Origin of the sequence: Flavisphingomonas formosensis (assembly GCF_009755815.1) — a bacterium.
Classification (GTDB): Bacteria; Pseudomonadota; Alphaproteobacteria; order Sphingomonadales; family Sphingomonadaceae; genus Flavisphingomonas; species Flavisphingomonas formosensis.
Genome location: NZ_WRPK01000013.1, coordinates 71,917 through 96,107, shown reverse-complemented (window position 1 = coordinate 96,107; position 24,191 = coordinate 71,917). Strand labels below are relative to the sequence as shown.

The window sequence follows — 24,191 nt, the reverse complement described above, 5'->3', positions numbered from 1 at the left end:
AGTCCGTGGCCCTGAACCTGGACGGGCTCCCGCTCGGGCGCCTTCGCCAGCGGTCCGTTCGTGCGCTCTATCGCATGGAGCCTGTTCGCCTTGATCGTTGCAGCCAATTTGTGGCTAGTAGGCACTTGGCTGTTGCGCTGAAAACCGTCGAAGAGCCACTGCTCTGAAAGACGTCTTTTTCAGACCAGATCGGCATCGAGCGTGATAACCGCGCGCATGAGCTTCGACACAGGGCAGGTGAGTTCGGCTTGCCTTGCCAGTTCGCGAAACTTCGCCTCGTCGATTCCCGGCACGTCAGCGCGCAACGTCAGATCGGAGCGCGAGATGGTGAAGCTCTGACCATCTTGTTCGAGTTTTACAGCGGCCTCGGTCGTCATAATTCCCGGGATGAACCCCGCCGCCTGAAGTTGAAACGCGAGCGACATAGTGAAACAGCCCGCGTGCGCAGCAACGATCAATTCTTCCGGGTTCGTCCCCCTGTCGCTCTCGAAGCGCGTCCTGAACGAGTAGGCCGTGGCATCGAGTGCGCGCGAATCGGTGAAGAGTTCTCCCGAGCCGTCGCGGCCGGTGCCGCGCCATACAGCCTTGCCTTTGCGTATCATCGATAGTCTCCTCGATCAGATCAGGACGGCGGCGCCGCGGCGCGCGCGGTCGAAAGCGCGATGGCCCACCAGTGCAATTCATCCAGCATCAATTCGGCGTTTGGCCCGATGAACGGAAGGTCCGTAATATCGCGACCGTTCTGCAGCGCGTCGAAGAAATCTCCACCCTGGATGTGCACGCCGTTGCGGGTCGGCGCCATCTGCAGCTCCACCATGATCAGCCGCAGCTGCTCACACGCCCGCGCAGCGCCGACACTGCCATATCCGAGGCAGGCGCCCGGCTTACGAGCCCATTCGGGATAGGCGTAGTCGAGCGCATTCTTCAGGACGCCGGAGATGCTGTGGTTATATTCAGCGGTAACAAAGAGGTAGCCGTCGAACCCGGCGATCTTCTCCTGCCAGCGCTGCGCTACCTCGTTCGCCGAGGGGACGTATGCGTTCGATGCCGGCTCGTCGAAGAAGGGCATCGGATAGTCGCGAAGGTCGACCAGTTCGACATCCATGTCTCCGCGAGCTACAGCAAGATCATGAATCCACTGGGCCGGTTTGTCGGCAAAACGCATAGCGCGTGTCGTGCTGATGATGATGCCGATCCGGGGCTTTTCCATGTCGTTCACTCCTTCCAGATGATCAGCCGAAGCGAAAATCGCTAAGGTCGATGGACACCATCAGCGGATCGAGGCGCACGCTGAGGTCCTCGTTGCGCTGATAGGCCCGGCGGCGCGTCGGCAGCATGATCCCTTCTACGTCGACATAATCGAATAGGAGGTGGGCGCCTGCGAACCCGCCCGCGACATCAACATGATAGTCATGGCGGCGCAGAAGCCCGTCGGTGCCAAAATAGAAATCCTGTGCGCGGCTATGGGTCGCGATCCGCTCGGGAAACATGGCCCGCAAGCCGCGCCATGTTTCTCCATCGGTCTCGATCGCTGCAATTTCTTCAATCGCGAAATCGCCATCGACAAGGATGAACGGCGCGTTGAAATAGGTCCACAACGCATAGCCGTTGAAATAGGCGCGGTGCAGCAGATCCCATGGCGTCGTCATGTCATGCCCCGCGAACGCCGCGCGCGGATCTAAGCGCTCGGCGACGACGACGCCATCCGCATCCTTGATCGCAATATGGTCAGCCGTGAAGACCGAGGTCCAGTCGGGATTGCCATAGGGGTTAAGCGAGGCCCATTCGCGGCGGAGATCGACGGTGCTGCGGCGCGGATCGGAATCCTGGACGATGTCCTTCATTGCCCAGAATTCGCCACCTGTGACGATCGTCGCCGACAGCGTGCCGAATTGCCGCCAGCGTTCGAGGCCGCCATGCGCATGGAGCGCTTCGGCGAGCAGCGGATGCACCGTCATTGCCCTGCGTTCCGCTGGATGTTCGCTTCGCCGGTATATTTGGCGAGATTGGTTTCAACGTCGGCTTTCTTCTGAAGGCCCGTCTGCATCAATCGGCGGATCAGTTCCTGCGCCGCGGGACGCTGGACCGATTCGAGAAACGCGGCCCACTCGGCGCCTATCGCGCCATCAGGCGGCAGGCTCGCCACGTTCACCAACGCCTTGATCTGGGCGATCGACTGCTTGTCGAACGAGGCGATGCGGCGCGCCAGCGCATCAACGTAGCCGTCGAGTTCGGCGTCGGGAAGAGCGCGGTTCACATAGCCGTAGCGTTCGGCGATCTCGCCATTGATATCATTCCCGCTGAGCAGGATTTCGAGGGCCCGGCCGCGGCCCACGAGGCGCGGAAGCCGCGCCATCGGCCCGCCGCCCGGCACGAAACCCGCGCCGATCTCGAACTGCGAGAGGATTGCCTTTTCGCGGCTGGCAAATCGCATGTCACTCGCCAGCGACAATTCGCTGCCGACGCCGGTTGCGCGGCCGCGGATCGACACGATCGATACGACGGGCGCCTTGCTGAGCCGGACGAGCATGTCGGGGAGCTGCGGCAGCCCGGTCGGTCCGGGGGGCATGCTGGTCGTCTGGTCGAGCGGCACCGAGAAATCATAGTGTGTCAGGAAGAATCCCGGGATCGCGCTATCGAATACGACGACCTTCAGCACGGGATCATTTTCGATCGCGGTGATGACCCGATTGAACGGCGCCATCGAGTCCGGGCTATAGATATTGAACGGCGGCTTGTCGATCGTCACCCGCCAGTAGGCCGGCGTCACCTTCATGATCCGAAACTGTTCGCTGGCGGCCGCAGATGCGGCCGCTGTGGCTGATGCCTTGGGCTTCGCTTCCGCAGCGGCGATGGTGAGCGATGCCAGCGCAAAAGCCGCAGCGACTTTCTTTGCAATTGCCATAATCCGACCTTCCCGAAACTGGTGGGTTCGGGTCGACAGATGGGAGGCGGTCGGACGATCCCAATTGCACCATGGTATTAACATCGGTGCCGAGTTCGGCTCCGATACTAAGGTCTATGAATACCATCGGACAAGGGCCGCCCGCGGCGCCCGCGCCACATCGAAGTCGGTCGGAAAACCGATCGGTCAACGGAGGGCGCGTTGGTGACATTTTCGGGCAGACAGATCGTTGCGCCACTTCTGATCGCATTGTCGATCACTGCGGCCGCGCAGGCGCAGGAAAACGCCGACGAAACGGCGCCCGCGTCTACGATGGCAGGTGACGTTTTGGGCCTTCGCCCTCGCCTCACCGATGCCGGGATCGAGCTCACCGGGCATTATGTCGCCGAAACCGCCTGGAATTTTCGCGGCGGCGAACGGCAAGGGGTCACTGAAACCGGCGAGTTCGGTGTCGGCTTACAGTTTGACATGCAGCGGATCGCGGGTACGGACGGCAGCTTTCAGGCGACGATTACCTACCGCCACGGTCTGCAGCTCGATACGAAGGCGGGGCTCGGCACGCTTCAGGAAGTGCAGGAGATCTATGGCCGCGGCCGGACCTGGCGCCTGACGCAATTCTGGTACGAGCAACGCTTTGCGAATGGGGCCATCGCGGTGAAGGGCGGCAGGACTGCGCCGAGCGAAGACTTCTCCGCCTTTTCCTGCACCTTCCAGAACCTCAGCTTCTGCGGCTCGCAGCCGGGAAATATCGTCACCGACTATTGGTACAACTGGCCCGTCAGCCAATGGGGGCTACGACTTCGGGCCGCGCATCGCGGTGCCTACGCACAGATCGGCATCTATGAGGAAAATCCTCGTAATCTCGACAAGATCTTTACCATCGGGCGTTTCAGGGGCGCGACCGGCGCGCTGATTCCGATCGAGTTCGGTCTGACGGGGGGCGGCGATGGCGGCGCGGTGGGCAGCTTTAAGATCGGTGGCTGGGTGAGCACCGCCGATGCACCCGACCTGTTCCTCGACGTCGCTCGAGAAGCCGCAATTCTGACCGGCCGGGCGCCGCTGCAACGCGGATCGGCGCATGGCGTCTGGCTGGCGATCGAGCAGCAAGTGAGCGGGCGTTCGGCACGCGGCACCAGTATCTCGGGAGTCAGCGTCTTTTTCAACGCCCTTGCCGCCGATCGCCGCACATCGCGCATCGACAATCAGGTCGTCGTTGGGCTTTTCCTGCGCGATCCGCTGTCGGATGTCGCGGGCGACATGGTGGGTTTCGCCGCCGCCCGAACGCACGTCAACAACCGGCTCGATCAGGCCGAACGCCTCGCCGGACGGCCGCCACGCGGCGCAGAATATGCGTTCGAGCTTTTCTACGGCTTTAGGCCAGTCGGCTGGCTCGACCTTCGCCCCAATGTCCAGTGGATACACCATCCCGGCGGCCGCCGCGATGCGGGTGCGGTCGGTGTCGCGGGACTCAAGGCAGTGCTGCGCCTCTGATTTTTCAACGAAGGAGAAACAGCATGTCCATTTTCCATAATTTGCTCGGAAGACGAAATTTCCTTGCCTCCGCGGCGGTGGGATCGAGCCTGATCATCCTCGTCTGGGCCCAGGCGAGCGATGTGGTGGACGAGGCTCTGTCGAGCCCATCGGGATCGGGAGGGTGAGCATCCGTCCATTCAAATTCCGTGCGACCGATGCGGCGCTTGCGGACCTCAAGTGCCGCATCGCTGCGTCCAAATGGCGGAGCCAGAAACTCGTCCCCGACGCATCGCAAGGCGTAAAGCTCGCGACGATGCGCAAACTGGCAACCTATTGGGAGAAGGAGCAGGACTGGTGCAAAGGCGAGGCGCATGATGACGTCCTCGACAATGTCACCCTATATTGGCTGACCGGCACCGCAGTGTCATCGGCGCGGCTCTATTGGGAGAGCAAGCTGCCTTTCTTCGCGCCGAAAGGCGTGAAGATCCTGATGCGAGTCAGCGCCTTTCCCCACGCAAACTACATTGCGCCGCAGAGCTCGGCGGAGCAAGCCTATCCGAAGCTGGTCCACTATAATCGCTTGCCCAAGAGCGGCCATTTCGCGGCTTAGAATAGCCCGTGGCGGTCACGTCGGAGCTGCGTGCAACCCTCAAGTCGCTGCGCTCTCGATAGGGAGGGACCGGGTAGACCGGCCCCCTCCCGTCGCCAGCTTCAGGGAGCGGGATTAGATTTCCCTAAGCGGCGATCGAGGAAATCGAATGTTAGGCCGGCAACCTCGTCCGCCTTTTCGTCGAGCGCGAAATGCCCTGCATCGAGCAGGTGGATCTCGGCACCCGGAACATCGCGCGCATAGGCTTCGGCGCCCGGGACTATGAACGAGGGATCGTAACGCCCCCACATCACGAGCAGCGGCGGGCGGTGCTTGCGCAGCCACGCCTGCCATGCGGGATAGGAGGCGACATTGGTACGGTAGTCGTAGAGCAGATCGGCCTGAATCTGACGCTGCCCTGACCGCGACAGAAACGTATATTCGTCGGTCCAGCTGTCGGGATCGTATCGCTCGGGGTTCGGGCTGAGCCCGATGTGGCGCTCCCGGGCCCCTTCAAGCGAGACGAATTTGTCGACCTGATCGCCATGCAGAGCACGGTCGGCCCAATAATTAGCGATCGCAGTCCATTTGGCGCCAAGCCCCTCGCTATAGGCATTCGCGTTTTGGACGATGATCGCCTGAACCTTTTCGGGATTTTTCATCGCGATGCGGAATCCCACGGGGCCGCCGTAATCCTGCAGGAAGAGCGTGTAGCGGTCGACTTTCAGCCGTTTCAGAAACGCGCCGGTCGTGGCCGCCAGACGGTCGAACGTATAGATATATTCCCCCGGCGGCGGCGCATCGCTGTGCCCGAAGCCCGGATAGTCGGGCGCAATCAGCCGATAGCGTCCCGACAGCCGGCGCAGCAAAGGCTCGTACATTCGCGACGAAGAGGGGTAGCCGTGCAGGAGCACGACCACCGGCGCGTCCTTCGGGCCGACCTCGCGGTAGAATATACCGACCCCGTCGACCTCGATGCGCTGATAGGTGACGGGCGACGACGCAAGCGCCGCCGCAGTGAGCAGGGTGGCCATACTCACCCGGCCACCTCCACCGTCGCTATCGCGTCGAGCAACTCGGCGGTACTCAATATCGCATGCGCATAGGTCGGCCCGTTGAGCTCGTGTGCCGCATGCATCATCTCTTTCGAATAGGCGGCGGTCGCGTCGCGGATCAGCGTGACATGATAACCCAGTTCCATGGCATAGCGCCCGGTCGATTCGACACAGGTATTGGCGAGCAGCCCCACAAGAATGACATGCGTGATCCCGTGCTGGCGGAGCTGCTGATCGAGGTCGGTGTTGGCAAAACCGCTCTGCGCCCAATGTTCCTTGGCGACGATATCGCCGGGTTGCGGCGCGAAGTCGGGATGCCATTCACCGCCCCATTCGCCGCGGGCGAAACTGTGACGGCTCATGATCCCGATCTGCGTGGGATTGGGATGATCCCAATCCTGATAGTCGCCTGGCTCCCAGCGGCGGTGCGGTGCGATGACGACGCGGATGTCCGCCTTGCGGATGGCCGTGACGATCGCGCGCAAATTGTCGAGCAGGCCGATCTCCTTGGCGATCGGCCCGACGCGCGGCCATGCCTTTCCGCCTTCAGAGAGGAAATCATTATAGGGATCGATGAAAAGAAGCGCGGTCGACGCTCGTTTGTAGGTCAGCAATGCCATGGCCGCTCTCCTTCAACCACGCAGCGCGAAGCGTTCGATGCTTTCGGCGAAGAGCGGCGTCTCGCCGGCATTGTGCGCCAGCGACATCGGCTTTCGCTGCGCCGCAAAGGCTTCGAAAGGGATGCCCTGCCGATCGAGGTAGGTTAGGAATTCATCGGTCGCGTGCGTTTGCACATGGTTGACGAACTCGCAGCGGCCATCGCCCAGATCCTTGACGCTGAGTTCCCATTTGACGTGGATCGTCGTGCGGCCCGCGGGCGGGAAGATGTCCGACACTGATTCCAGCACCAGATGATCCTTCTCCGCCAGCGTTTCGACGTAATGCTGGACCATCAAGGTTCCGCCGATGATCTCGACGTTGATCGACATCCGCCGGCCGTCAGGCGCGGTGGTGGCGCCCGCGGCGACATGCGCGGGCGAACAGCCCTGATATTCATGTTCGGGGAGCGAAAACGCCCAGGCGGGCAGGTCGATCTTGCCGATCGGAGCGTTGATGATCGCGGTGAAGCTGGAATCGACGATTTCGGGGTTGGCCATGTCTCTATCCTTTGCCGGAGGGCGGCACCGTTGCACGGGCATGGAAGCAATCCATGCAACGAGCCTGTGAGGCGGAGATAGGAAGGCGCTATCGCCACCGTTATTGAACTTTGGTGTCAGCATGCGGCCGTCGCCGAGGGCCTGCACGACCCATCGATACGATGGTGTCGACAACACAAACGTATAATCGATTTGCCGCCGAAGCCCCGCGATATTGGCTGGGTCGAACGCCGACGTAAGCGAACGACTGAGTCAATCGAATTCCCGGCGTGGCACCCGCTCGCCACGCTGGGCAGAGGACGCGGACGGACTCTCCTCCCTCCCCCGCCCAGTCCGTCCGCGTCCCACTTCCGGCGCGACAGGCCCAGACAAAGGGGTGTAACGACGTGCAGCTATCCGCTTTCGAACAGGGCCTGTCGGACCGCCGGCAATTTCTCGGCGTCGCCGGCGTTACCGTCGCGGCGCAGCTCGGACTGAGTCTCGCGAGCGCCGGTGCAGCGCCACAACCGGCAATTGCCCAGACTGCACCCCCGACCGGCCGAGGTTTCCCGCCGCTTAAATCGGTCGACGCTGGTGTCCTCAATATTTCCTATATCGACATGGGCCCTGCCAAGGGGCCGGTCGCGATCCTGCTGCACGGCTGGCCCTATGACATCTACAGCTTCGCCGATGTCGCGCCGCTGCTGGTCGCGAAGGGCTATCGCGTCCTCATCCCCTATCTGCGTGGCTATGGCCCGACACGCTTCCTTGCGGCGGACAGCCTCCGCAACGGACAGCCCGCGGCGCTCGCGCAGGACCTGATCGATTTCATGGACGCGCTGAAGATCAAGCGCGCCGTGCTGGCCGGCTTCGACTGGGGCGCGCGCACCGCCGACATCGTCGCCGCGATCTGGCCCGAACGCACCACCGGCCTTGTCGCGGTCAGTGGCTATCTCATCGCGGGACAGGAAGCGGGCAAGGTGCCGCTGCCGCCCGAGGCAGAGCTGCAATGGTGGTATCAATTCTATTTCGCAACCGAGCGCGGCCGCGTCGGCTACGACAAGAACCGCAAGGATTTCAACCGGCTGATCTGGAAGCTCGCCTCGCCCAAATGGAATTTCGACGAAGCCACCTATGCCCGCAGTGCAGCGTCGTTCGACAATCCCGACCATGTCGATATCGTGATCCACAATTACCGGTGGCGGCTGGGCCTCGCCCAGGGCGAAGCGCGCTACGCCGACCTCGACCGCCAGATCGCGGCGGCGCCCACGATCGGCGTCCCGACGATCACGATGGAAGGCGACGCCAATGGCGCGCCGCACCCCCCGCCCGCCGCCTATCGCGCGAAGTTCACGGGCCGCTACGAACATCGCGACATCGGCGGCGGCATCGGTCACAATCTGTCGCAGGAAGCCCCGCAGGCGTTCGCTCAGGCAGTGCAGGACGTCGCGCGTGGCTGAGGTCGGGAGCGACCTGTTCGACCTGGCGCCGCTGACACGGCTGCAACGGCACGACCTCGCCGCCGCGCTCACCGACGAGGAGCGCAGCCTCCTCCTCGACCACGCGGAGGAAGCACCCTTTTGCGGCCTCTTCCTTTATGAAAAGCGCGAGGGCGTCTATTGCTGCCGCCTCTGCGGCCTGCCGCTCTTCCGCGCCGGCGCCAAGTTCGAAAGCGGCACCGGCTGGCCGAGCTTCACGACGCCGTTCAGTGCCGACCATCTCCAGACGATCGAAGACAGGCGCTACGGCATGATCCGTGCCGAGATCGTCTGCGCGCGCTGCGGATCGCATCAGGGGCATGTCTTCCCCGACGGGCCGCTGCCGACGGGCCTGCGCTATTGCATCAACAGCGGCTCGCTCGAGCTCGTCGCCGTCGGGGAAACGCTCCCCGACCGTCTCGGCCGCGGCGCGCCTGAAGGACTGGTATGGCGGGGATAAATCCTGCCGCCCTCAGACAATCTCGAACACGCTGTAGACAGGTCCTTCGGGAAGCCGGTGCCCGATGCCGACCGCCATAATGCGGTTCAGCCATTCGTATCTCGGATCGGACGTCGAAAAGCGCGGCGCGATGCGAAAATAATAGTCGGCAGGATCGACCAGCTCGCCGCGCCCCAGCCGCGCGATAATGTCGGCCGGCCCGGTACGGATGCCCGTATATTCCATCGCAATCTCGGCGCCGTCATAGGTGCGCAGCACGACCCGCGCGTCGAGCAGGATTGCGCCGTCGGCGCGCACGATCTGCCAGTCGGCGCCGCCGGTCAGGACATCGCCCGACAGGCGCTCGCCCGCGAAACGCCCGGCCACCATCTCGCCGACGCGCCGGTCGATTCCGGCTGGTCCGCCGATTGCATGGATATGATCGACGCCGACCTTCATCACGAACAGCGCGCGCGCGCGCAGCTCGCCGAGCGCGGCAAAGGCTTCGCCGAAATCATCCATTTTGCCTGATCCTTTCACGGCTTTCGGGCCGCTGATATCTCGGCCGCCAGCGTTGCGACGAGGTCGCCGGCGGGCATGGCGCGCGCCATCGGCGCCCCCTGTCCCGCCCATTGCGCACCAAAACCATGTTCGCCACGCGACTTGGCCGCCGCGTGCAGTGCTTTTCCCAAGTCATAGGCGATCGGGTAGGTCGGGATCTGCGTCGCCGAAACCTCGTCATCAAGCGCGGCGAACCGGTTTGCCAATATGCGCGCCGGGCGCCCTGACACCGCGCGCACCATTTGCGTATGCAGCGCGGCGTCGCTCGCCAGCGCGGCCCGATAGCCGGCATCGGCCAGGCTTTCGTCGCAGGCGATAAAGGCGGTGCCGAGCTGCGCCGCCGCGGCGCCCAGATCCAGCGCGGCGGCAATGCCCGCACCGTCCATGATACCGCCCGCCGCAATGACCGGAAGTTCGATCGCATCGACGAGCAGCCGCGTGAGCGCCATCGTGCCGAGCCGATCGTCGGGCGCGTTGGGATCGAAGACGCCGCGATGCCCGCCAGCCTCCCATCCCTGCGCAACGACGGCATCGACGCCAGCACGCTCTGCGATCCGCGCTTCGTCAAGGCTGGTCGCGGATGCGAGCAACGTGACGCCGGCATCGTGCAGCGCCTGGATTGCCAGTTCGGAAGGCAAGCCAAAATGAAAGCTGATGATCGTCGGCCGCTCGTCGAGTAGCATTTGCAGCATCGGTTCGTCGTCGACGAAGCTACGGTAGATTTCGTCCAGCACGTGCGGCGCATCCACGTCGAATTCGGCGAACAGCGGCGCGAGGCGGGCAATCCACGCGGCTTCGATCGCCGCATCGGCGACAGCGGGCGCGTGGCAGAAGAGATTGACGTTGAAAGGCCTCGCACTTCGCTCGCGGACCGCGGCAATCATGGCACGCGCTCCCTCGGCGTCGGTCGCGCCGACCCCGATCGAGCCGAGCGCGCCCGCATTGCTGACGGCCGCGGCCATGGCAGGCGAAGAGACACCCGCCATCGGTGCCTGGATGATCGGCAATTCGATGCCAAGCAAGCTGGTAAGATGGCGGGTGTTCATAATCGTCTCCAAGGTCGAGCAGATCAGCCGGAGGCTGCCGCGAGCTTCTTGCGATACTCGGCGACGGGCATACCGCCCCAGCCCCAATCTTCCATCTCGACTTCCTGGAAGACAACCCATGTCCAGTCGAGCGGCTTTCCGAGCACGTCGAGCAGGACTTGGCTCATCCCCTTGTAGATCGCGGCCTTCTGTTCTGCGGTCACATGATCGGCACCGGGTTCGGTACCTTCCCGGGTCAATTGGACGGTGATGATAGGCATGGTCTTTCTCCTTGGCTGAGCCGATTAATGGCCGGCCGACTGGCCGCCATCGACGTGCAGGATCTCGCCCGTCACGAAGGGCGCATTTTCGAGAAAGAGGACGGCATCGACGATGTCCGACGTTTCGCCCATATGGCCGACCGGGTGCAGCGCCGAGAGGAACTCGTGCGTTTCGGGGGCGTGCATCGGGGTCTTGATGATGCCCGGCGACACGGCATTCACGCGGAGACCGCGCTTTGCATATTCGACCGCGAGGCTCTTGGTCGCCGCATTGATGCCGCCCTTCGACAGTGAGGCAAGCACCGACGGGACGTTCGAATTGGCGTGATCCACAAGGCTCGTCGTGATGCTGACGACATGGCCGCGCCCCGCCGCTTCCATCGCCGCGACCGCGGCCTGCGTGATGTAGAAAAAGCCGTTGAGGTTGGTCGATACGACGCTGGTATATTGATCGGCGCTGTAGCCGGTGAAGGGGCTCGCGACGAAGATGCCGGCGTTGTTGACGAGCGTGTCGACGCGGCCGAATTGTTCGAGCGCGGCGGCAATGACGCGCGGACCGGTTTCGGGGTCGCCGATGTCGCCGGCAATCGCCAGCACGTCGGGATTGCTCGACGGCTGGATAGAACGCGAGGTCGCGACGACGCGATACCCACGGTCGAGATAGGCGTCAACGAGTGCGGCGCCGATACCCTGCGAAGCGCCGGTAATGACGGCGACTTTTTGTGCATTGCTCATGACATTGAACCTTTGCGCATGTGAAGACGGGACGGGAAAGCTCGCCCGTACGGCGCGCCTTGCGCCGACGGGAGCAAAGTAGGTTTGGCGCAATGCCGAGATAATCGATCTTCGCCGGCAGACATTCTGCCGCGCATCGGGATAATGATGGAGCTAAAGTTCGCGCGCGTCGATCGCGAGTCTCGCGAAGGCGGCACGAAGCCGCGGGGTGGCGAAATCGATGAATGCGCGGACCTTGGGCACCGCCATCCGTCCGCCGGGGGCCAACAGGTGCACAGGCTGCGGTTCCGGCTCGGCTTCGGCCAGAACGATCGTGAGCAACCCCTCCTTTACTTCGCGCGCGACATGGTAGGAATAGACGCGTGTCAGCCCACGCCCGCCCACCGCCGATCCGACCGCAGCGCGCACCGTGTTCACGATCAGTCGCGGCGGAAAATGGATGGTGCGCGCCGCCGGTCCGCTGCCGAAGGCCCACGCTTCGATTCCGAAATGGGTCAGCGAAACAATCTGGTGCCCCGCGATATCGGCAGGCTCTTCGATCAGCGGATGCTCGCTCAGATACTGCGGCGATGCGACGACCACCCGCCGCACTCCGTCGCCGACGCGCGTTGCAACGAGTGAAGAGTCCGGAAGCTGCCCGACGCGAAGCGCGACATCGACGCCTTCGTCCACCAGATTTACCGACCGGTCCACGAGGAGCAGACGCGCCGAAACCATCGGATAGGCTGCAAGAAATTCGTCGAGGATCGGCCGCAAGACCTCCTCGCCGCTGATCGGCGGTGCCGACAGCGTCAGCATGCCGCGCGGTGCGGATCGTTCCCCGCCGGCAAGCAGGTCCGCCTCCTCGAGTTCGGCGAGGATGCGCCGACACGATGCCGCATAGCGCTGACCCGCTTCGCTGAGCCTGATGCTGCGCGTCGTCCGGTGAAGCAGTTCGACGCCCAGATGCCCCTCGAGCGACGCGATCGCGCGGCTGATCGCGGTTGGCGAACGACGCAGGCGCCGAGCAGCGCCGACAAGGCTGCCCTCGTCGACCGCCGTGACAAAGATATTCATCAAGTCGATGCGATCCATGATCCGTCCGAAAATTTGAGCCTGCGTCCAGCATATTCATGCAACCATCGAGAGAAACCGAGAATGGCCAAACATTCGCGTTCGCCGATCACGAAGCTTGAGACACCAAGCTATTCCTCGATGTCGGCTGTTGGTCCGGCAATTGCGATTGCACGATCGTATCGTTTCGCGATTTGAGAGTGTGGCCGCCGACCGATGCAAAGCGTCGAGAAGGACGGTAGCCTGCGGTTCATCCTGCAGCCGCGGCCATCGTCATCGGAATCATCATCGTCTGACGCACCGTGGGCAACTTTTTACAGGCGACCATCGGCTAACCTTACCTCGCCAGATTGCAGAGCTCGAGCTTTCGGGGCATGTTGAGGGTAGCATTGAATGGACGTTAACGCCCGAAGGAAGCCACGCCCGCATGTAAATTCCTCGAGCCGAGGAATTGCGGAAAGTGCGGCCAGCCAACGCCACGCATAGGATTGAGACGAAGGTATCGGCGATACGTTCGTCCAGTTTCGCCGGAGGCTGTGACGGCACAATCTCGATGGCGGGGACCGATCCCGATCAGCCAGCGAGGCGCAGACATGGCCCGACAAATCCGCATCGATGAAGTTACGCGAGGCTATTGGCAGGCGGCGATCTCGAACCCCCCCATCAATCTCATCGATCTCGACACAATCGAGGAACTGTCGGACATCGTCGGGCGGCTCGAGGTCGACCCCGAGATCAAGGTAATCGTCTTCGCCAGCGAGGACCCGGATTTCTTCCTCGCGCATTACGACGTGCTCGTCGACAAGGCGAGAACGGCGGCATTGCCCAAGGGCCCGACGGGTATGCACCCCTGGCTCGACGTTCTCGCGCGCCTCGCCCGCGCGCCGGTCGTCTCGATCGCTTCCCTCCGCGGACGCGCGCGCGGCGCGGGGAGCGAGTTTGCGCTCGCGTGCGACTTGCGTTTTGCTAGCTCCGAAAAGGCTGTTCTTGGCCAGTTCGAGGTCGGCGTTGGGGCGGTTCCGGGCGCCAACCCCATGGCTCGGCTCGGCGGACTGGTCGGCCGAGGGCGAGCGCTCGAGATCGTGCTTGGCGCCGACGACTTTCCCGGCGATCTCGCCGAGCGTTACGGGTACGTGAATCGCGCGGTACCCGACGACGAGCTTGATGAATTTGTGAACCGCTTTGCTCGCCGGATTGCCGGTTTCGAGAAATATGCGATCGCGGAGACCAAGATGCTCGTCGATCAGGTAACCTTGCCAGACGACACCCTGTTTCCGCCGGCGCTCGACCAGTTCTTCGTATCGACCGCGCGGTCCGATACGCGCGCGCGCATGGCCCGACTTCTGGATCGCGGGCTTCAGACGCGGTCCGCGATCGAGTTCGAGCTCGGGCGCCATGTCGCCGACCCGAACCAGTAAATCCGGAGGATGCGACACTACACCAGAATATTTGCGGCACTACAGCTGCCGAGTAACCGGTGAAACGTCCTCCGAGGCAATACCTTCATATCAATAGCGCTCGCACCGCGCGGCGGGCATAATGATCGAACGCTGAGGCCATATCCGATCAGGCGGGAGAAACATGCAGCCGACATCCGGGAGAACCTCGTTGTGGATGCGCATCGCGATTTGCGGCACCATTCTCGTCTCCGGTATGTTAGGACAAGCGCTCCCGGCGGTGGCGCAAATCGTCGATCAGGACGAGATCATCATCACTGCCCGCAAGCGTGAGGAAGCGGCATTGCGAGTACCTGTCGTGGCCACAGTGCTACCGGCGGACGAACTGAGCAGCAACCAAGCCACCGACCTTTATGACATCGCCGCCCTCACGCCGGGACTCGTGCTTGGCGCAGCACCGCTCGAGGTGGGCACCGAAGTTTCGCTCCGCGGCATCGGCTCGAGTCCGCTCGATCCGGGGGTCGACCAATCGGTCGCGCTCAATCTCGACGGACTGCCACTTGGACAGGGCGCTGCCTATTCGATCGGTATTTTCGACATGGAACGGGTCGAAATTCTCAAGGGTCCGCAGCCGCTCTTCTTCGGGAAGAATAGCCCAGGGGGCGTCATCGCCATCCGGACGGCCGATCCGGGGGATCACACCGAGATCGTCGGAAGCGCAGCCTATGAAGCCGAGGCGCGCGAATGGCAGGCGCGCCTCATTCTCTCGGGACCGGTCACCGACGGTCTGGGACTGCGGCTTTCTTCGCAATACGCTTCGAGCGATGGCTATTTCCGGAACACCGCTATCGCAATTCCGGAAAGCGGCGCGATGCAGCCCGACAACCGCTTTGGCAAGAGTCACGCGCTTTATCTGCGCCTGACCGCTCTATTTCACCCGAGTCCCGATTTCACCGCGCGGCTCAAGCTCAACATCACCCACGACCGCCGCCTCGGCGGCTTGCAGGAACAGCTCGTCCGCTGCCCAGACGGGAGGTTCAACTATCTCCCTTCGATCGGCCTCGACCTGCCGTCACAATATAGCGCGAACGAGGATTGCAAGGCCGATCGCAACCTCAATATCGTCGATGTCGATCCAAACGCCTTCAGCGTGCCCAATGGCGGTGTCAACTTCACCGAAACCGGCCAGCACTTCGGCACGCTGGAAATGAACTGGCCTCTCACGCCGCAATTCACGCTGACCTCACTGACTGGCTATTATCGGATCAGGGTCGATGCACTTCAGAACGGCTCGTGGGCAGGAGGAGCGATGGCGCCACTTGCGATCACCAAAGGATTTCGGCGGCGCGAAGCGACCCAGGAGCTGCGTCTCGCGTCCAACCTTGGAGGCGACTTTGATTTTACCGGGGGCGTCTTCCTCCAAGGCGCCAATATCACGAACGATATCGGATTTTTCGGCAACGCCCGCTATGGTCTGCCACGCATTGCGCTGCAAGGCTCACACGATGTCGACATCCGCTCGCTCGCGCTGTTCGGGCAAGCCCGATTCCGCCCAGCGCCCCAGGTCGAGATTGCGGGCGGCGTGCGCTGGACAAACGAGAAGCGTAGCGACGCCCCGATTACTTATGATGTTCTTGGCGTCGTGACCGGCATTGAAGGGGAACCGATCAGGCCGCAGCTTCCCCGCCTGCACTCGCGCAATTGGTCGCCGGAGCTGACCATCAGCTGGTATCCGAACCCCAACCTGACATTCTTCGGCGCGTTCAAGCAAGGCTATAAATCGGGTTCCTACAACATCAATCAGGCGCTCAATCCGGGCGACGACAATTCATTTGGTGACGAGCGGGCCCGCGGCGGTGAAGTCGGCATCAAGGGTCATGCCGGCGCCCGGCAATTCTTCTTTGATCTCGCCGGCTATTATTATCGTTATAATGGGTTGCAAGCAGGCATTATCCGGATCACCGACGCGGGCGTGCCCGTGCTTGCAACCGTCAACGCAGGCGCGGCGAAGGTCTATGGCATCGACCTCACGCTGCGCTATCGCCCAGGCAGCGTTCCCGGACTAAGCTTTACTGGATCGCTTAATTGGAATCACGGCACTTTCACGCGCTTCGCCAACGCAGACTGCAAACCCGGCCAGACGGTCATCGAGGGCTGCAACCAGTTGCCAACCCCCGTAACTGATCCGGCCGAACTTGCGGCCGGCTACTTCAGCATCGACCCTGTGCTGGGCACGCCTGTCCGTTACAACGGACAGGATTTGTCAGGCACGCCCCTCCATCGCGCACCGCGTTGGCAGGTGGCGGCTCGCGCCGATTATGTGCGGCCCGTCGGCGGCAACCTCGAGCTGGGAATGGGCGCGCGGCTCCAATATTCATCCCGCTACGTCGTTGATCTCGGCAACCGCGATAATGGCTTTCAAAGTGCGTTCGCCAAGATCGGCGCCGATATCAGGCTCAAGGCGCGCGACGACCGGTGGGAGCTTGCGCTTATCGGTAACAACCTGACCGATCGCCTGACTACCGGCGGCTGCCTCAACATCAACTATCCGGGCGGCGGCGGCGTTTTCCCCGGCATAGTGACAGGGGCGCCCATCAAGGGGCCTGCGGGATCCGGTGAGACAGTGTGCGGCTTTGAGCGTGGGCGCGAGTTCTGGTTGCGGTTCACCGTTCGACCTTTCGGCCGGTAGGCAAGCCGCCTACCTGACTGCGGACCCTTGGCGCTGTTCCGATACTATCGTCCGATTTCCCGGTGCCCCGCGAAGTGACAGATTGACGCCATGCACTGAAGCCGAAGGAGGCACGACATGAAAATTCTGATGGTGTTCACCTCGCATGACATTTTGGGCAACACGGGCCGTAAGACGGGATTCTGGCTAGAGGAGGGCGCGGCGCCTTATTATGTATTCCGCGACGCCGGGGTCGAACTCACGCTCGCATCGCCCAAGGGCGGCCAGCCTCCAGTGGACCCTAAAAGCGACCTTCCCGAGAACCAGACCGAAGCAATGGCTCGCTTCAAGCAGGATCCCGAGGCGCAGAAGGTTTTCGCCAGCACCCAGAAGCTCGCGGATATGCGCGCGGGAGATTTCGATGCAATTTTCTATCCCGGTGGCCACGGCCCTATGTGGGACCTTGTCGACAACCCCGACTCGATCGCGCTCATCGAGGCTTTTTACAACAGCGGAAAACCGGTTGCGGCGGTCTGTCATGCGCCTGCGGTTCTTCACCGGGTGACATACAAGGGCGATCCCATCGTGAAGGGAAAGCGCGTCACCGGCTTCACAAATGACGAAGAGGAGGAAGTGCAGCTCACTGACGTCGTGCCCTTCCTTGTCGAGGACGAGCTCAAGCGGCTTGGCGGTCTCTTCGAGAAAGTCCCGAACTGGGGGAGCTTCGCGATTACGGACGGGCTGCTGATCACCGGGCAGAATCCCGCTTCCTCGACTGCGGGAGCGGAAGCACTTCTAGCGTTGCTGGCAGCACCGAAGCCGGCTGAGAAGCTGAGCGCCGTCTGACCCCGATCCTTCCGTCCCTGCAGCACGCGGTGTCGCAGTTCCGCGGTTCGCCCCAACAAGCTTGAGACATGACCGCGCCAGGCCCGAGTCCCAACCCCGGAGTTTTCCTCATGGAAATGAAGCTCGAAGTCGTCGTGATCCCCGTTTCGGATGTCGATCGCGCGAAACAATTCTATAACCGCCTCGGGTGGAGGCTCGACATCGACTATTCCTCTGACGAGGATTACCGCATCGTTCAGTTCACCCCACAAGGATCGGAATGCTCGATCATCTTTGGCAAGGGAGTTACAACGGCCGAGCCCGGTTCGGTTCAAGGGCTGCACCTGATCGTTTCGGATATCGTCGCGGTCCGCGACCAACTGATTGCGGACGGAATCGGCATCGGCGAACTGTTCCATGACGATGGCGGTGTCTTCCACCATATCGATGCGGACAAGATCGCCTGCGGTCCCAATCCCGAGCGGAAAAGCTATGCAAGCTACGCTTCCTTCAGCGATCCTGATGGCAATCGCTGGGTATTTCAGGAAGTCACGGCGCGGCTATCGGCTGACTTGCAAGGAGGAGACACGAGGTTCACGAAGCCGCTTGTGGACTGGCTGACGGCCACCTGAAGTATTTCATGCTCCTGACTAATGACAGCTTTTGGGTGCAGGTTTCCGCCGGCTGAGCGGCCGGCATTGGAGCGCATTGCCGACCCGCCGCTTCGGCTTGAGCTGACATATAAAGCGCGGGATCGGAACGGCGTATTCTGGTGGGAAGTTGCCACCCGCCTAGCGGAATTGTTACCTCATAGCCCATCGGCGCGTGCTGGTTGGCGACTTTGAACCGGCCTTTTTGGAATGGAGAGAGCGATACCGCCATCTCCATTCAACTCGACCTGCATGAATTTTCGATTAGGATCGATGCATAAGATTTTCCGCGCGCCTGCATGGGCGTGGGAGATTGAACATACCGGATCTCAGCGATCTCAAGCGCCACCTGCGCCCTGGACAGATTGGCTGCACCATCTCGGCCGTTACCGGAAGACAAATCGGCAGTGCTTCCACGCGCGCTTGAGCGGCGAAGGAAATGAACCGTTCGCGTCTCGCCAAGGCGGTCCAGGACTTTGCCCACCGCTTGCTCGCGCCTGTTCTTGAGCGAACCTGACGGCACACGGCAACAGAGAAAAGCCGACGTGCGGGGCGTTGGTCATTTGCCAAGGTTTAAATAGTACCTTGTGTGCTTCAGTTCCCCTTCCTTGCGAAGGGCTCCCAACTCGACCAGTTCTGCGAGATCGCGAGTGGCCGTCGCGGGGGCTGCGTCGGTGATGGTTCGGTAGTTTGATGCGCTCAGACCACCTCTGAAGCCGTCCGGTCCTTCGGCGAACATCCGGATCAGGGCCTTCTCCTGCCGTGCGTTGATCCGACTGCGGAGGCGATCGAGCAGCTTGGCCTTGGCCAAGAGGAAATGAACCCGATCCAGCGTGCGCTGTTGAGCCGCAAGCGTGATGTCGGAGAACCATCCGAGCCAGTCGTCGATACGGTTCGATAGACTGGCACGTTGAAGCTGGGTGTAATAGTCCTTGCGGTGGCGCTGGACGGTCTCTGCAAGAGCCGTGATCGCAGGCGCATCGAGCCCTTGGGCCAGAGCCTTTTCCGCAATCGCGCGGCCGAGGCGCCCGTTGCCATCTTCGAAGGGGTGAATGGACTCGAACCACAGATGAGCAATGCCTGCTCGCGTCAATGCGCTTACCGGTGATGGGCCGGCCGGCCCGGTATCGTTGAACCAGGCAATGAATGCGTCCATCTCGCCTGGCACCGCTTGCGATGGCGGCGCCTCGAAATGCACCTTCGGCGCGTGCAGGGTTCCCGATACGATCTGCATGGGATCGGCATGTGTTCGATATCGGCCTATGTCGGCGAGGTCCCGCCTGCCGTTCAGGAGCAAGGCGTGCCAATGGAACAGCATGGCATCGCTGACCGGCTCGCGATAGCTGCGGAAGAGGTTCGTCATGAGCTCGGCAGCGCCCGCCTCGGCGGCATTGGCGCGGCGGTGGTCGGCCTTAATTCCTAGGTGCTTCGCGACGGACGATTGCACGCTCGCGCGATCGAGGATCTCTCCCTCAATTGCAGAGCTATCGACAGCTTCCTGTGCCATGAGTTCGATGGAAAGGTTCTGACGATCGTCGGCATCGAGGTGGGCCATGACACCGACCAGAATACCGGCCCCCTTCAAAAACTGGTCCTCACGGCTTCTTAGACGCGTCGTGTCATAGGTGAAGTTAGGCCAGTCGGGTTGTTGCCAGTTCCAATGCATGATCGATAGCACTCCTCTCTATCGATCATATATCAGAACTATTTGATTTATAAAGATGCCCCTATCGCTCAGGAACAGGCATCCGGTCGGATGAGGGCCAAGCGCCACTTGCTAACGCCGGCAACGAATCGGCGAGGCGAAGTTAGCGATATGGAGCTTTTGGGACTCGAACCTCATGATCAAAAAGTTATAGGGTATCGACGAGGGTATCGGCTGATGATGTCATAAAAAATGATTATTTATCAACTCACTAGTGCGATTTTCGAGTCCTTTCCTGCTTAGAATCCAGGAGCGTCTGGCGACGTTCAGATACGTCCGACCAGAAAGAGCGCGCGACACTGCGTACTTAATTTTGGGCGTAGAAACCTTGCGCTGCGTTCTCGAAGCCGGCCATTCAGATTGATCGCCGGTGCTGGCGTACCGGCAGTCGCCGACCGGCGAAGATTGAGACATTCACGACGTTCCCAAGTGGCAGGTCGAATGGAAGGACGTGTCAGGGCCAGACGTTAAACGTTTGATTTACCGGCATCGCCGAACGCCAGGAAGCGAGCAGCACCGTGCGAGCCTATCAACGGCGAGGAAATTTAAGGCGCAAAACTATCCGTCAGCACTTATTCGGCGGTACCTTGAAAGGCCGAGACGCTCCCGGCAAACCACGGGCCAGCGACGTAGAGCGCGATCCGGACCCGGTGCGGCGACGGACAGGCGCTCATAGATCCACACACAGCAAGTTCGGGTTAGAGACCCGACGCGCATCAAAGAACAATGGTCGCCAGTGCACTTGGCGGGAATCGATCGTCACTACGCCGTCGAGCCATAGCAGAGGCAGGCATACCTTGGGAATCGAGCGCGAGAACAAAGTGGTCGATGCAAATCCCCCGCCGCCCATCGCGAACCTTTCGACTACTTCATAGGAAGGAGCCGCGCCGGTTCTGCGGCTCAGCCACTGTGTGATCAGCTGGGAACCCGCCTCCTTGCAGAACGCTAACTCCTCATCCGTCCACATGCTATTCGCTTCGAGTGCGCCCATGCCCACATAAGCGTGGAGTTCCTTGAAATAATCTTCTGTGCTGCGGGTGGTCCCGAGATCGAGTTCAGGCGGAAGCGGTTCCGTGATGAAACGCAGCAGCTGCGATGCTGTAGTATCAATGGAAACTTTTGACGTCAGCCCGTATGCGCGGATCGCATGACGGGAAACGCGCAACCCAAAATCGGCGACGATCCCAAACTTTAGGATTATTGGCGCGGGTGCGGGCAACTTGGCCAAAGCCTTGAGCCGCCGAACCGTTTCACTGCCACTCCACAACGCATCCTCATAGACGATGAAGCGATCGACCGATATTGGCGGAAAGGTCAGCGTTTCAGCATCCTTGTCCCACTCAACGGGATGCACCTTCCCCTCGGGTTGGCCGTGCATGAGCATGGATTTGATATCGCCCCAACTCCCGCCTTCGTCGTTGTCACGCACGTAGCAATAGGCATCGTTCAGTCCCAGCATGTCGGCTGGCCGCAACTTGAACGGTTCGCCTGGCATCTTGTCTGGCTGAATCACCCGCAGCTGAGATGCGAGCTTGCGCCCGGCGCTTGGCGACCGCAACTCTCCGAACTGCTGGAGCCAAGCATCGAGCCCAAGCTTCTGTCCGAGAAAAATGTCGATCTGACCCTGAGCATATGATTTCCAATGGGTGCCAGTTGCCGACCAGTGATCCACCAGCCTTCGCTTTATGTCGGCAGGTGTTCCCACCGAGATATTCCGGCTTACAAAGCCATTTTGCTCGCACCAAGACTTGAGCTCCCGATCACTGCATTTCGTATCGCGGTGGATGTATATCCTGTGCTCCGACGTCACGCTGTAAGTCGAAAGTGAATCGATCAGATCACGGGTCACAGCCTTGTTGACATCCGTCTGGTAACGGGAGTTGGAGGCGTCCGTCAGAATGCGAACCGACGGCTTGAACGCGCAAGCGACGGTATCGCGCACGAACGCTTCGAAATCTGCTTCGGCGGCCGAAGGGACGACCAAGAATACGCTCGGCTCTGCCACAAGATCGTTCCCGCAGCGATGTGCCGTTATTTCGTGCGAAGTGCGTCGAGAATGACCCCGAGCGGCAGGCGAAGGGACCGCAGCTGCTCATAGTCCATACCGTCGACCGCCAAATGCGCCAGAGAACGCGCCTGCGCGATGACGTCGTGGTCGGATCTGTAGGTCGCGCCGATTGACGCGCCGGGAGCAGCTACTGCAGCCTTGGCGGGTGGCGTCCGCTGCGGACGCTCGTAGGCGTTGCGCTCAGCTATCTGGATCTGCTCGATCGCTTTGCACTTCAGGGCTTCGTCGACATCAAGCGCGTTGATCCGCTCAGCAAATAGTCGGGCCAAATGCTCTCGCCGGAACGCGCCCCATTTGCGCAACGTCGTCGGAGCGTGTTGGCGCAGCGTGGATGTCCAGTCCGCGAATGGCATCTCAGGTGGCGCTAGTCCAGCCAAACGGGCGGCCTCCTCGGGTGGAAGGCTTTCCGCAAAGGCGACGCGCAATTGATCAAGTTCAGCGCTGCTCGCTTTAGCAATCTCGCGTTCCCCGATTTCCGCCTCGGCCGGAGCCCGGCGACAGACTAACCCGTCCGGCAAAGCCTTTAGGACGATATGTGTCGATGCGGACGGGGTTACGAAGGCATTCCACAATTCAGGCGATCGGGGCCGATAGACATCTTCGGCGTGACCAAGGATCTTATAGAGGATGTCGCCACCCTGGTTGCCGATTCTCTCAAGGACACCCAGAAGGTACATCTCGATAAAAGCAGTTTGGGCACCGGGCCCCTTCGGGATTTTCACAATGTCCCGATAATTGAGACCGGGCGCGACTTCGCGCATCAGTTTAAAAAGCTGACCACCCGTTATCGTTGGTGCCGGATAGCCCAGAAGGGCTGCTGTAATATTAGAGACAGCCGCATTCAAACCAACATCTTCCATGCCCAGCTCCACGCAGGGATCTGGCTGCACCGACCCAGCTAATACTGGGTGGTACAGCAGTCCACAATATCAAGCCGTCTTATGACGACCAGGAGCTAGCCAGTATGGGTCTCAATCCATACCGCGTCAGGATTCCGTGGGCACTCCGATCCGACCTCTGGCAAATTGTACCCAAAGAGACTTCAAAGCCTTCTTGCCTCGCTCGTTCTGATCGCATCAAATCGATCAGCGAACAGACTAGGCCATGCCATCTCCGCCAGCACGCCACACGATAAGCCGTTTCGGTTCAAATGCAAGCCCCATTGCCGTCCGGCAAACCGGTAGCGGCAGCGAGAACGTTTGAGCGCGCTTCGACCGGCCGGCTGCAGGTGGTCGCAACCAACGCGCCGCTTCCGCTATGTAAACGCCAAGCCGGGCGATCGTCGAGTCTGAACAGCGCACGCACCGGCCAGCCTGCGCGGACGCCGCACGACTGAACGTCGGCTTTTGAGATGCCGCTCCATCTATGAGTTGACCGGCGTTTGCGCGCAGCTGTCTGCCATTTCGTACTCAGCTGAGCGGCTGCCGCTCCACAGGAGCGGGCGCTTACGAGCTCCCGACGAATGACGTTAAAGTGGCTGGAAGTTACCAATGTGCTGTCCATCTAGCGTCATTATGCATGAGTTTTTAATGAGAATCGTTGCATGACATGCCGGAAGTGCTCATCTGGCGCGGAGGAATATGACATGTCGGCCCTCAGCGATCTCAAGCGCCACCTGCGCCCAGGACAGGTTTACCGCCGCAAGGATCTCGCGCGCTGGTCCAACGCTGTCGATCGTCATGTGCGGCAACTGGTGGGCGAAGGGCGCCTCGAAAAGGTCTCGGCCGGTGTCTACATGGCGCCGCGTCAGACCAGGTTCGGGGCGGCGCCGGCCAAGCCCGAAAGGCTCGTCGAGACATTCCTCGGCGACGACCGTTTTCTGATGGTCTCGCCAAATGCGTTCAACGGGCTCGGGGTCGGTACGACGCAGCTCTACAGCAAGCCGGTCGTTTATAATCGCAAGCGGCACGGGAAGTTCACCATCGACGGGCGTATCTATGATTTCCGAATGCGGCCGTCTGTGCCGAAGCGACTATCCAAGGAAATCCTGCTGGTCGATCTGCTGCACAATCTTGATCGGCTGCCGGAAGACAAATCGGCAGTGCTTCCGCGCCCTCGAGCGGGCGAAGGAAATGGACCGTTCGCGTCTTGCCAAGGCGGTCCAGGATTTCGGCTCCGCGCGGGCTGAACGCTTACTCGCGCCTGTTC

Annotated in this window: 25 protein-coding genes; 10 read left to right on the top strand and 15 right to left on the bottom strand. The window is 61.5% G+C overall.

Annotation, left to right across the window (positions count from 1 at the left end; genetic code table 11):
- Positions 1–179 precede the first annotated feature (179 nt).
- From GQY20_RS27695 to GQY20_RS27680, 4 genes are read right to left on the bottom strand one after another with little or no spacing between them, the layout of a single operon-like run.
- Complete coding sequence (locus GQY20_RS27695) at positions 180–602, bottom strand: OsmC family protein (RefSeq protein WP_157220405.1); 423 nt, start codon at positions 600–602, stop codon at positions 180–182.
- A 20-nt stretch (positions 603–622) separates the two neighbouring features.
- On the bottom strand, positions 623–1,210 hold the full coding sequence (locus GQY20_RS27690) for an NADPH-dependent FMN reductase (protein ID WP_157220404.1): 588 nt from the start codon (positions 1,208–1,210) through the stop codon (positions 623–625).
- A 22-nt stretch (positions 1,211–1,232) separates the two neighbouring features.
- Positions 1,233–1,958, bottom strand: a complete 726-nt coding sequence (locus GQY20_RS27685; protein WP_198351244.1) for a hypothetical protein — start codon at positions 1,956–1,958, stop codon at positions 1,233–1,235.
- Positions 1,955–2,905, bottom strand: coding sequence for an enoyl-CoA hydratase/isomerase family protein (locus GQY20_RS27680; RefSeq protein ID WP_157220403.1), 951 nt, complete (start codon positions 2,903–2,905; stop codon positions 1,955–1,957). Before GQY20_RS27680 ends, GQY20_RS27685 begins: the two co-directional genes overlap by 4 nt.
- Before the next feature lie 204 nt (positions 2,906–3,109).
- Between GQY20_RS27680 and GQY20_RS27675 the strand changes: the two genes are divergently transcribed.
- From GQY20_RS27675 to GQY20_RS27670, 3 genes are read left to right on the top strand one after another with little or no spacing between them, the layout of a single operon-like run.
- Positions 3,110–4,396, top strand: coding sequence for a carbohydrate porin (locus tag GQY20_RS27675; protein WP_232476300.1), 1,287 nt, complete (start codon positions 3,110–3,112; stop codon positions 4,394–4,396).
- A 23-nt stretch (positions 4,397–4,419) separates the two neighbouring features.
- Positions 4,420–4,563 carry a hypothetical protein gene (locus GQY20_RS32320; protein ID WP_198351243.1) on the top strand — a complete coding sequence of 48 codons (144 nt, stop codon included), beginning with the start codon at positions 4,420–4,422 and terminating at the stop codon, positions 4,561–4,563.
- Positions 4,560–4,988, top strand: coding sequence for an epoxide hydrolase N-terminal domain-containing protein (locus tag GQY20_RS27670; protein ID WP_198351242.1), 429 nt, complete (start codon positions 4,560–4,562; stop codon positions 4,986–4,988). The genes GQY20_RS32320 and GQY20_RS27670 overlap by 4 nt, the downstream gene beginning before the upstream one ends.
- 101 nt (positions 4,989–5,089) lie before the next feature.
- Here the strand turns inward: GQY20_RS27670 and GQY20_RS27665 are convergent, their stop codons facing one another.
- The 3 genes from GQY20_RS27665 to GQY20_RS27655 are packed head-to-tail and all read right to left on the bottom strand — an operon-like array spanning position 5,090 to position 7,179.
- Entirely contained in the window at positions 5,090–6,001 is a 912-nt protein-coding gene (locus tag GQY20_RS27665) for an alpha/beta fold hydrolase (RefSeq protein ID WP_157220498.1), read from the bottom strand.
- 2 nt (positions 6,002–6,003) lie between these two features.
- The gene (locus GQY20_RS27660) at positions 6,004–6,642 is read right to left on the bottom strand and encodes an isochorismatase family cysteine hydrolase (RefSeq protein WP_157220402.1); all 639 of its coding nucleotides are present in this window, start codon (positions 6,640–6,642) and stop codon (positions 6,004–6,006) included.
- 12 nt (positions 6,643–6,654) lie between these two features.
- Complete coding sequence (locus GQY20_RS27655) at positions 6,655–7,179, bottom strand: hypothetical protein (RefSeq protein WP_157220401.1); 525 nt, start codon at positions 7,177–7,179, stop codon at positions 6,655–6,657.
- Positions 7,180–7,565: 386 nt separating this feature from the next.
- Here GQY20_RS27655 and GQY20_RS27650 point away from each other — a divergent pair, with 386 nt between their 5' ends.
- Both GQY20_RS27650 and msrB read left to right on the top strand, forming a co-directional pair.
- A complete protein-coding gene (locus GQY20_RS27650) occupies positions 7,566–8,618 on the top strand; it encodes an alpha/beta fold hydrolase (RefSeq protein WP_157220400.1) in 1,053 nt (350 codons plus the stop codon).
- Complete coding sequence (gene msrB, locus GQY20_RS27645) at positions 8,611–9,096, top strand: peptide-methionine (R)-S-oxide reductase MsrB (RefSeq protein ID WP_198351241.1); 486 nt, start codon at positions 8,611–8,613, stop codon at positions 9,094–9,096. Before GQY20_RS27650 ends, msrB begins: the two co-directional genes overlap by 8 nt.
- A 12-nt stretch (positions 9,097–9,108) precedes the next feature.
- Here msrB and GQY20_RS27640 read toward each other — a convergent pair whose 3' ends face one another.
- The 5 genes from GQY20_RS27640 to GQY20_RS27620 all read right to left on the bottom strand — a co-directional run bounded on the left by GQY20_RS27640 (position 9,109) and on the right by GQY20_RS27620 (position 12,733).
- Entirely contained in the window at positions 9,109–9,597 is a 489-nt protein-coding gene (locus tag GQY20_RS27640; protein WP_157220398.1) for a DUF3237 domain-containing protein, read from the bottom strand.
- Positions 9,598–9,611: 14 nt separating this feature from the next.
- Complete coding sequence (locus GQY20_RS27635; RefSeq protein ID WP_157220397.1) at positions 9,612–10,682, bottom strand: NAD(P)H-dependent flavin oxidoreductase; 1,071 nt, start codon at positions 10,680–10,682, stop codon at positions 9,612–9,614.
- A gap of 23 nt (positions 10,683–10,705) precedes the next feature.
- The gene (locus GQY20_RS27630; RefSeq protein WP_157220396.1) at positions 10,706–10,942 is read right to left on the bottom strand and encodes a tautomerase family protein; all 237 of its coding nucleotides are present in this window, start codon (positions 10,940–10,942) and stop codon (positions 10,706–10,708) included.
- A 24-nt stretch (positions 10,943–10,966) separates the two neighbouring features.
- A complete protein-coding gene (locus tag GQY20_RS27625) occupies positions 10,967–11,677 on the bottom strand; it encodes an SDR family NAD(P)-dependent oxidoreductase (protein WP_157220395.1) in 711 nt (236 codons plus the stop codon).
- Between the two features lie 153 nt (positions 11,678–11,830).
- Positions 11,831–12,733: a LysR family transcriptional regulator gene (locus GQY20_RS27620; RefSeq protein ID WP_232476289.1), complete on the bottom strand. Its 903-nt coding sequence runs from the start codon at positions 12,731–12,733 to the stop codon at positions 11,831–11,833.
- A 590-nt stretch (positions 12,734–13,323) separates the two neighbouring features.
- Between GQY20_RS27620 and GQY20_RS27615 the strand changes: the two genes are divergently transcribed.
- The 4 genes from GQY20_RS27615 (at position 13,324) to GQY20_RS27600 (ending at position 18,252) form a co-directional block, all read left to right on the top strand.
- Positions 13,324–14,148, top strand: a complete 825-nt coding sequence (locus GQY20_RS27615; protein ID WP_157220393.1) for an enoyl-CoA hydratase/isomerase family protein — start codon at positions 13,324–13,326, stop codon at positions 14,146–14,148.
- 196 nt (positions 14,149–14,344) lie between these two features.
- On the top strand, positions 14,345–16,816 hold the full coding sequence (locus GQY20_RS27610; RefSeq protein WP_232476299.1) for a TonB-dependent receptor: 2,472 nt from the start codon (positions 14,345–14,347) through the stop codon (positions 16,814–16,816).
- A gap of 117 nt (positions 16,817–16,933) precedes the next feature.
- On the top strand, positions 16,934–17,641 hold the full coding sequence (locus tag GQY20_RS27605; protein WP_157220391.1) for a type 1 glutamine amidotransferase domain-containing protein: 708 nt from the start codon (positions 16,934–16,936) through the stop codon (positions 17,639–17,641).
- A 110-nt stretch (positions 17,642–17,751) separates the two neighbouring features.
- Positions 17,752–18,252: a VOC family protein gene (locus GQY20_RS27600; RefSeq protein WP_157220390.1), complete on the top strand. Its 501-nt coding sequence runs from the start codon at positions 17,752–17,754 to the stop codon at positions 18,250–18,252.
- Positions 18,253–18,829: 577 nt separating this feature from the next.
- Here the strand turns inward: GQY20_RS27600 and GQY20_RS27595 are convergent.
- The 3 genes from GQY20_RS27595 to GQY20_RS27585 form a co-directional block, all read right to left on the bottom strand.
- Entirely contained in the window at positions 18,830–19,936 is a 1,107-nt protein-coding gene (locus tag GQY20_RS27595) for a Fic family protein (RefSeq protein ID WP_157220389.1), read from the bottom strand.
- Between the two features lie 709 nt (positions 19,937–20,645).
- Entirely contained in the window at positions 20,646–21,980 is a 1,335-nt protein-coding gene (locus GQY20_RS27590; protein ID WP_157220388.1) for a hypothetical protein, read from the bottom strand.
- A gap of 26 nt (positions 21,981–22,006) precedes the next feature.
- Positions 22,007–22,903, bottom strand: a complete 897-nt coding sequence (locus GQY20_RS27585; protein WP_157220387.1) for a hypothetical protein — start codon at positions 22,901–22,903, stop codon at positions 22,007–22,009.
- A 725-nt stretch (positions 22,904–23,628) separates the two neighbouring features.
- Between GQY20_RS27585 and GQY20_RS32315 the strand changes: the two genes are divergently transcribed.
- Positions 23,629–24,171, top strand: coding sequence for a hypothetical protein (locus tag GQY20_RS32315; protein WP_232476288.1), 543 nt, complete (start codon positions 23,629–23,631; stop codon positions 24,169–24,171).
- Positions 24,172–24,191 lie beyond the last annotated feature (20 nt).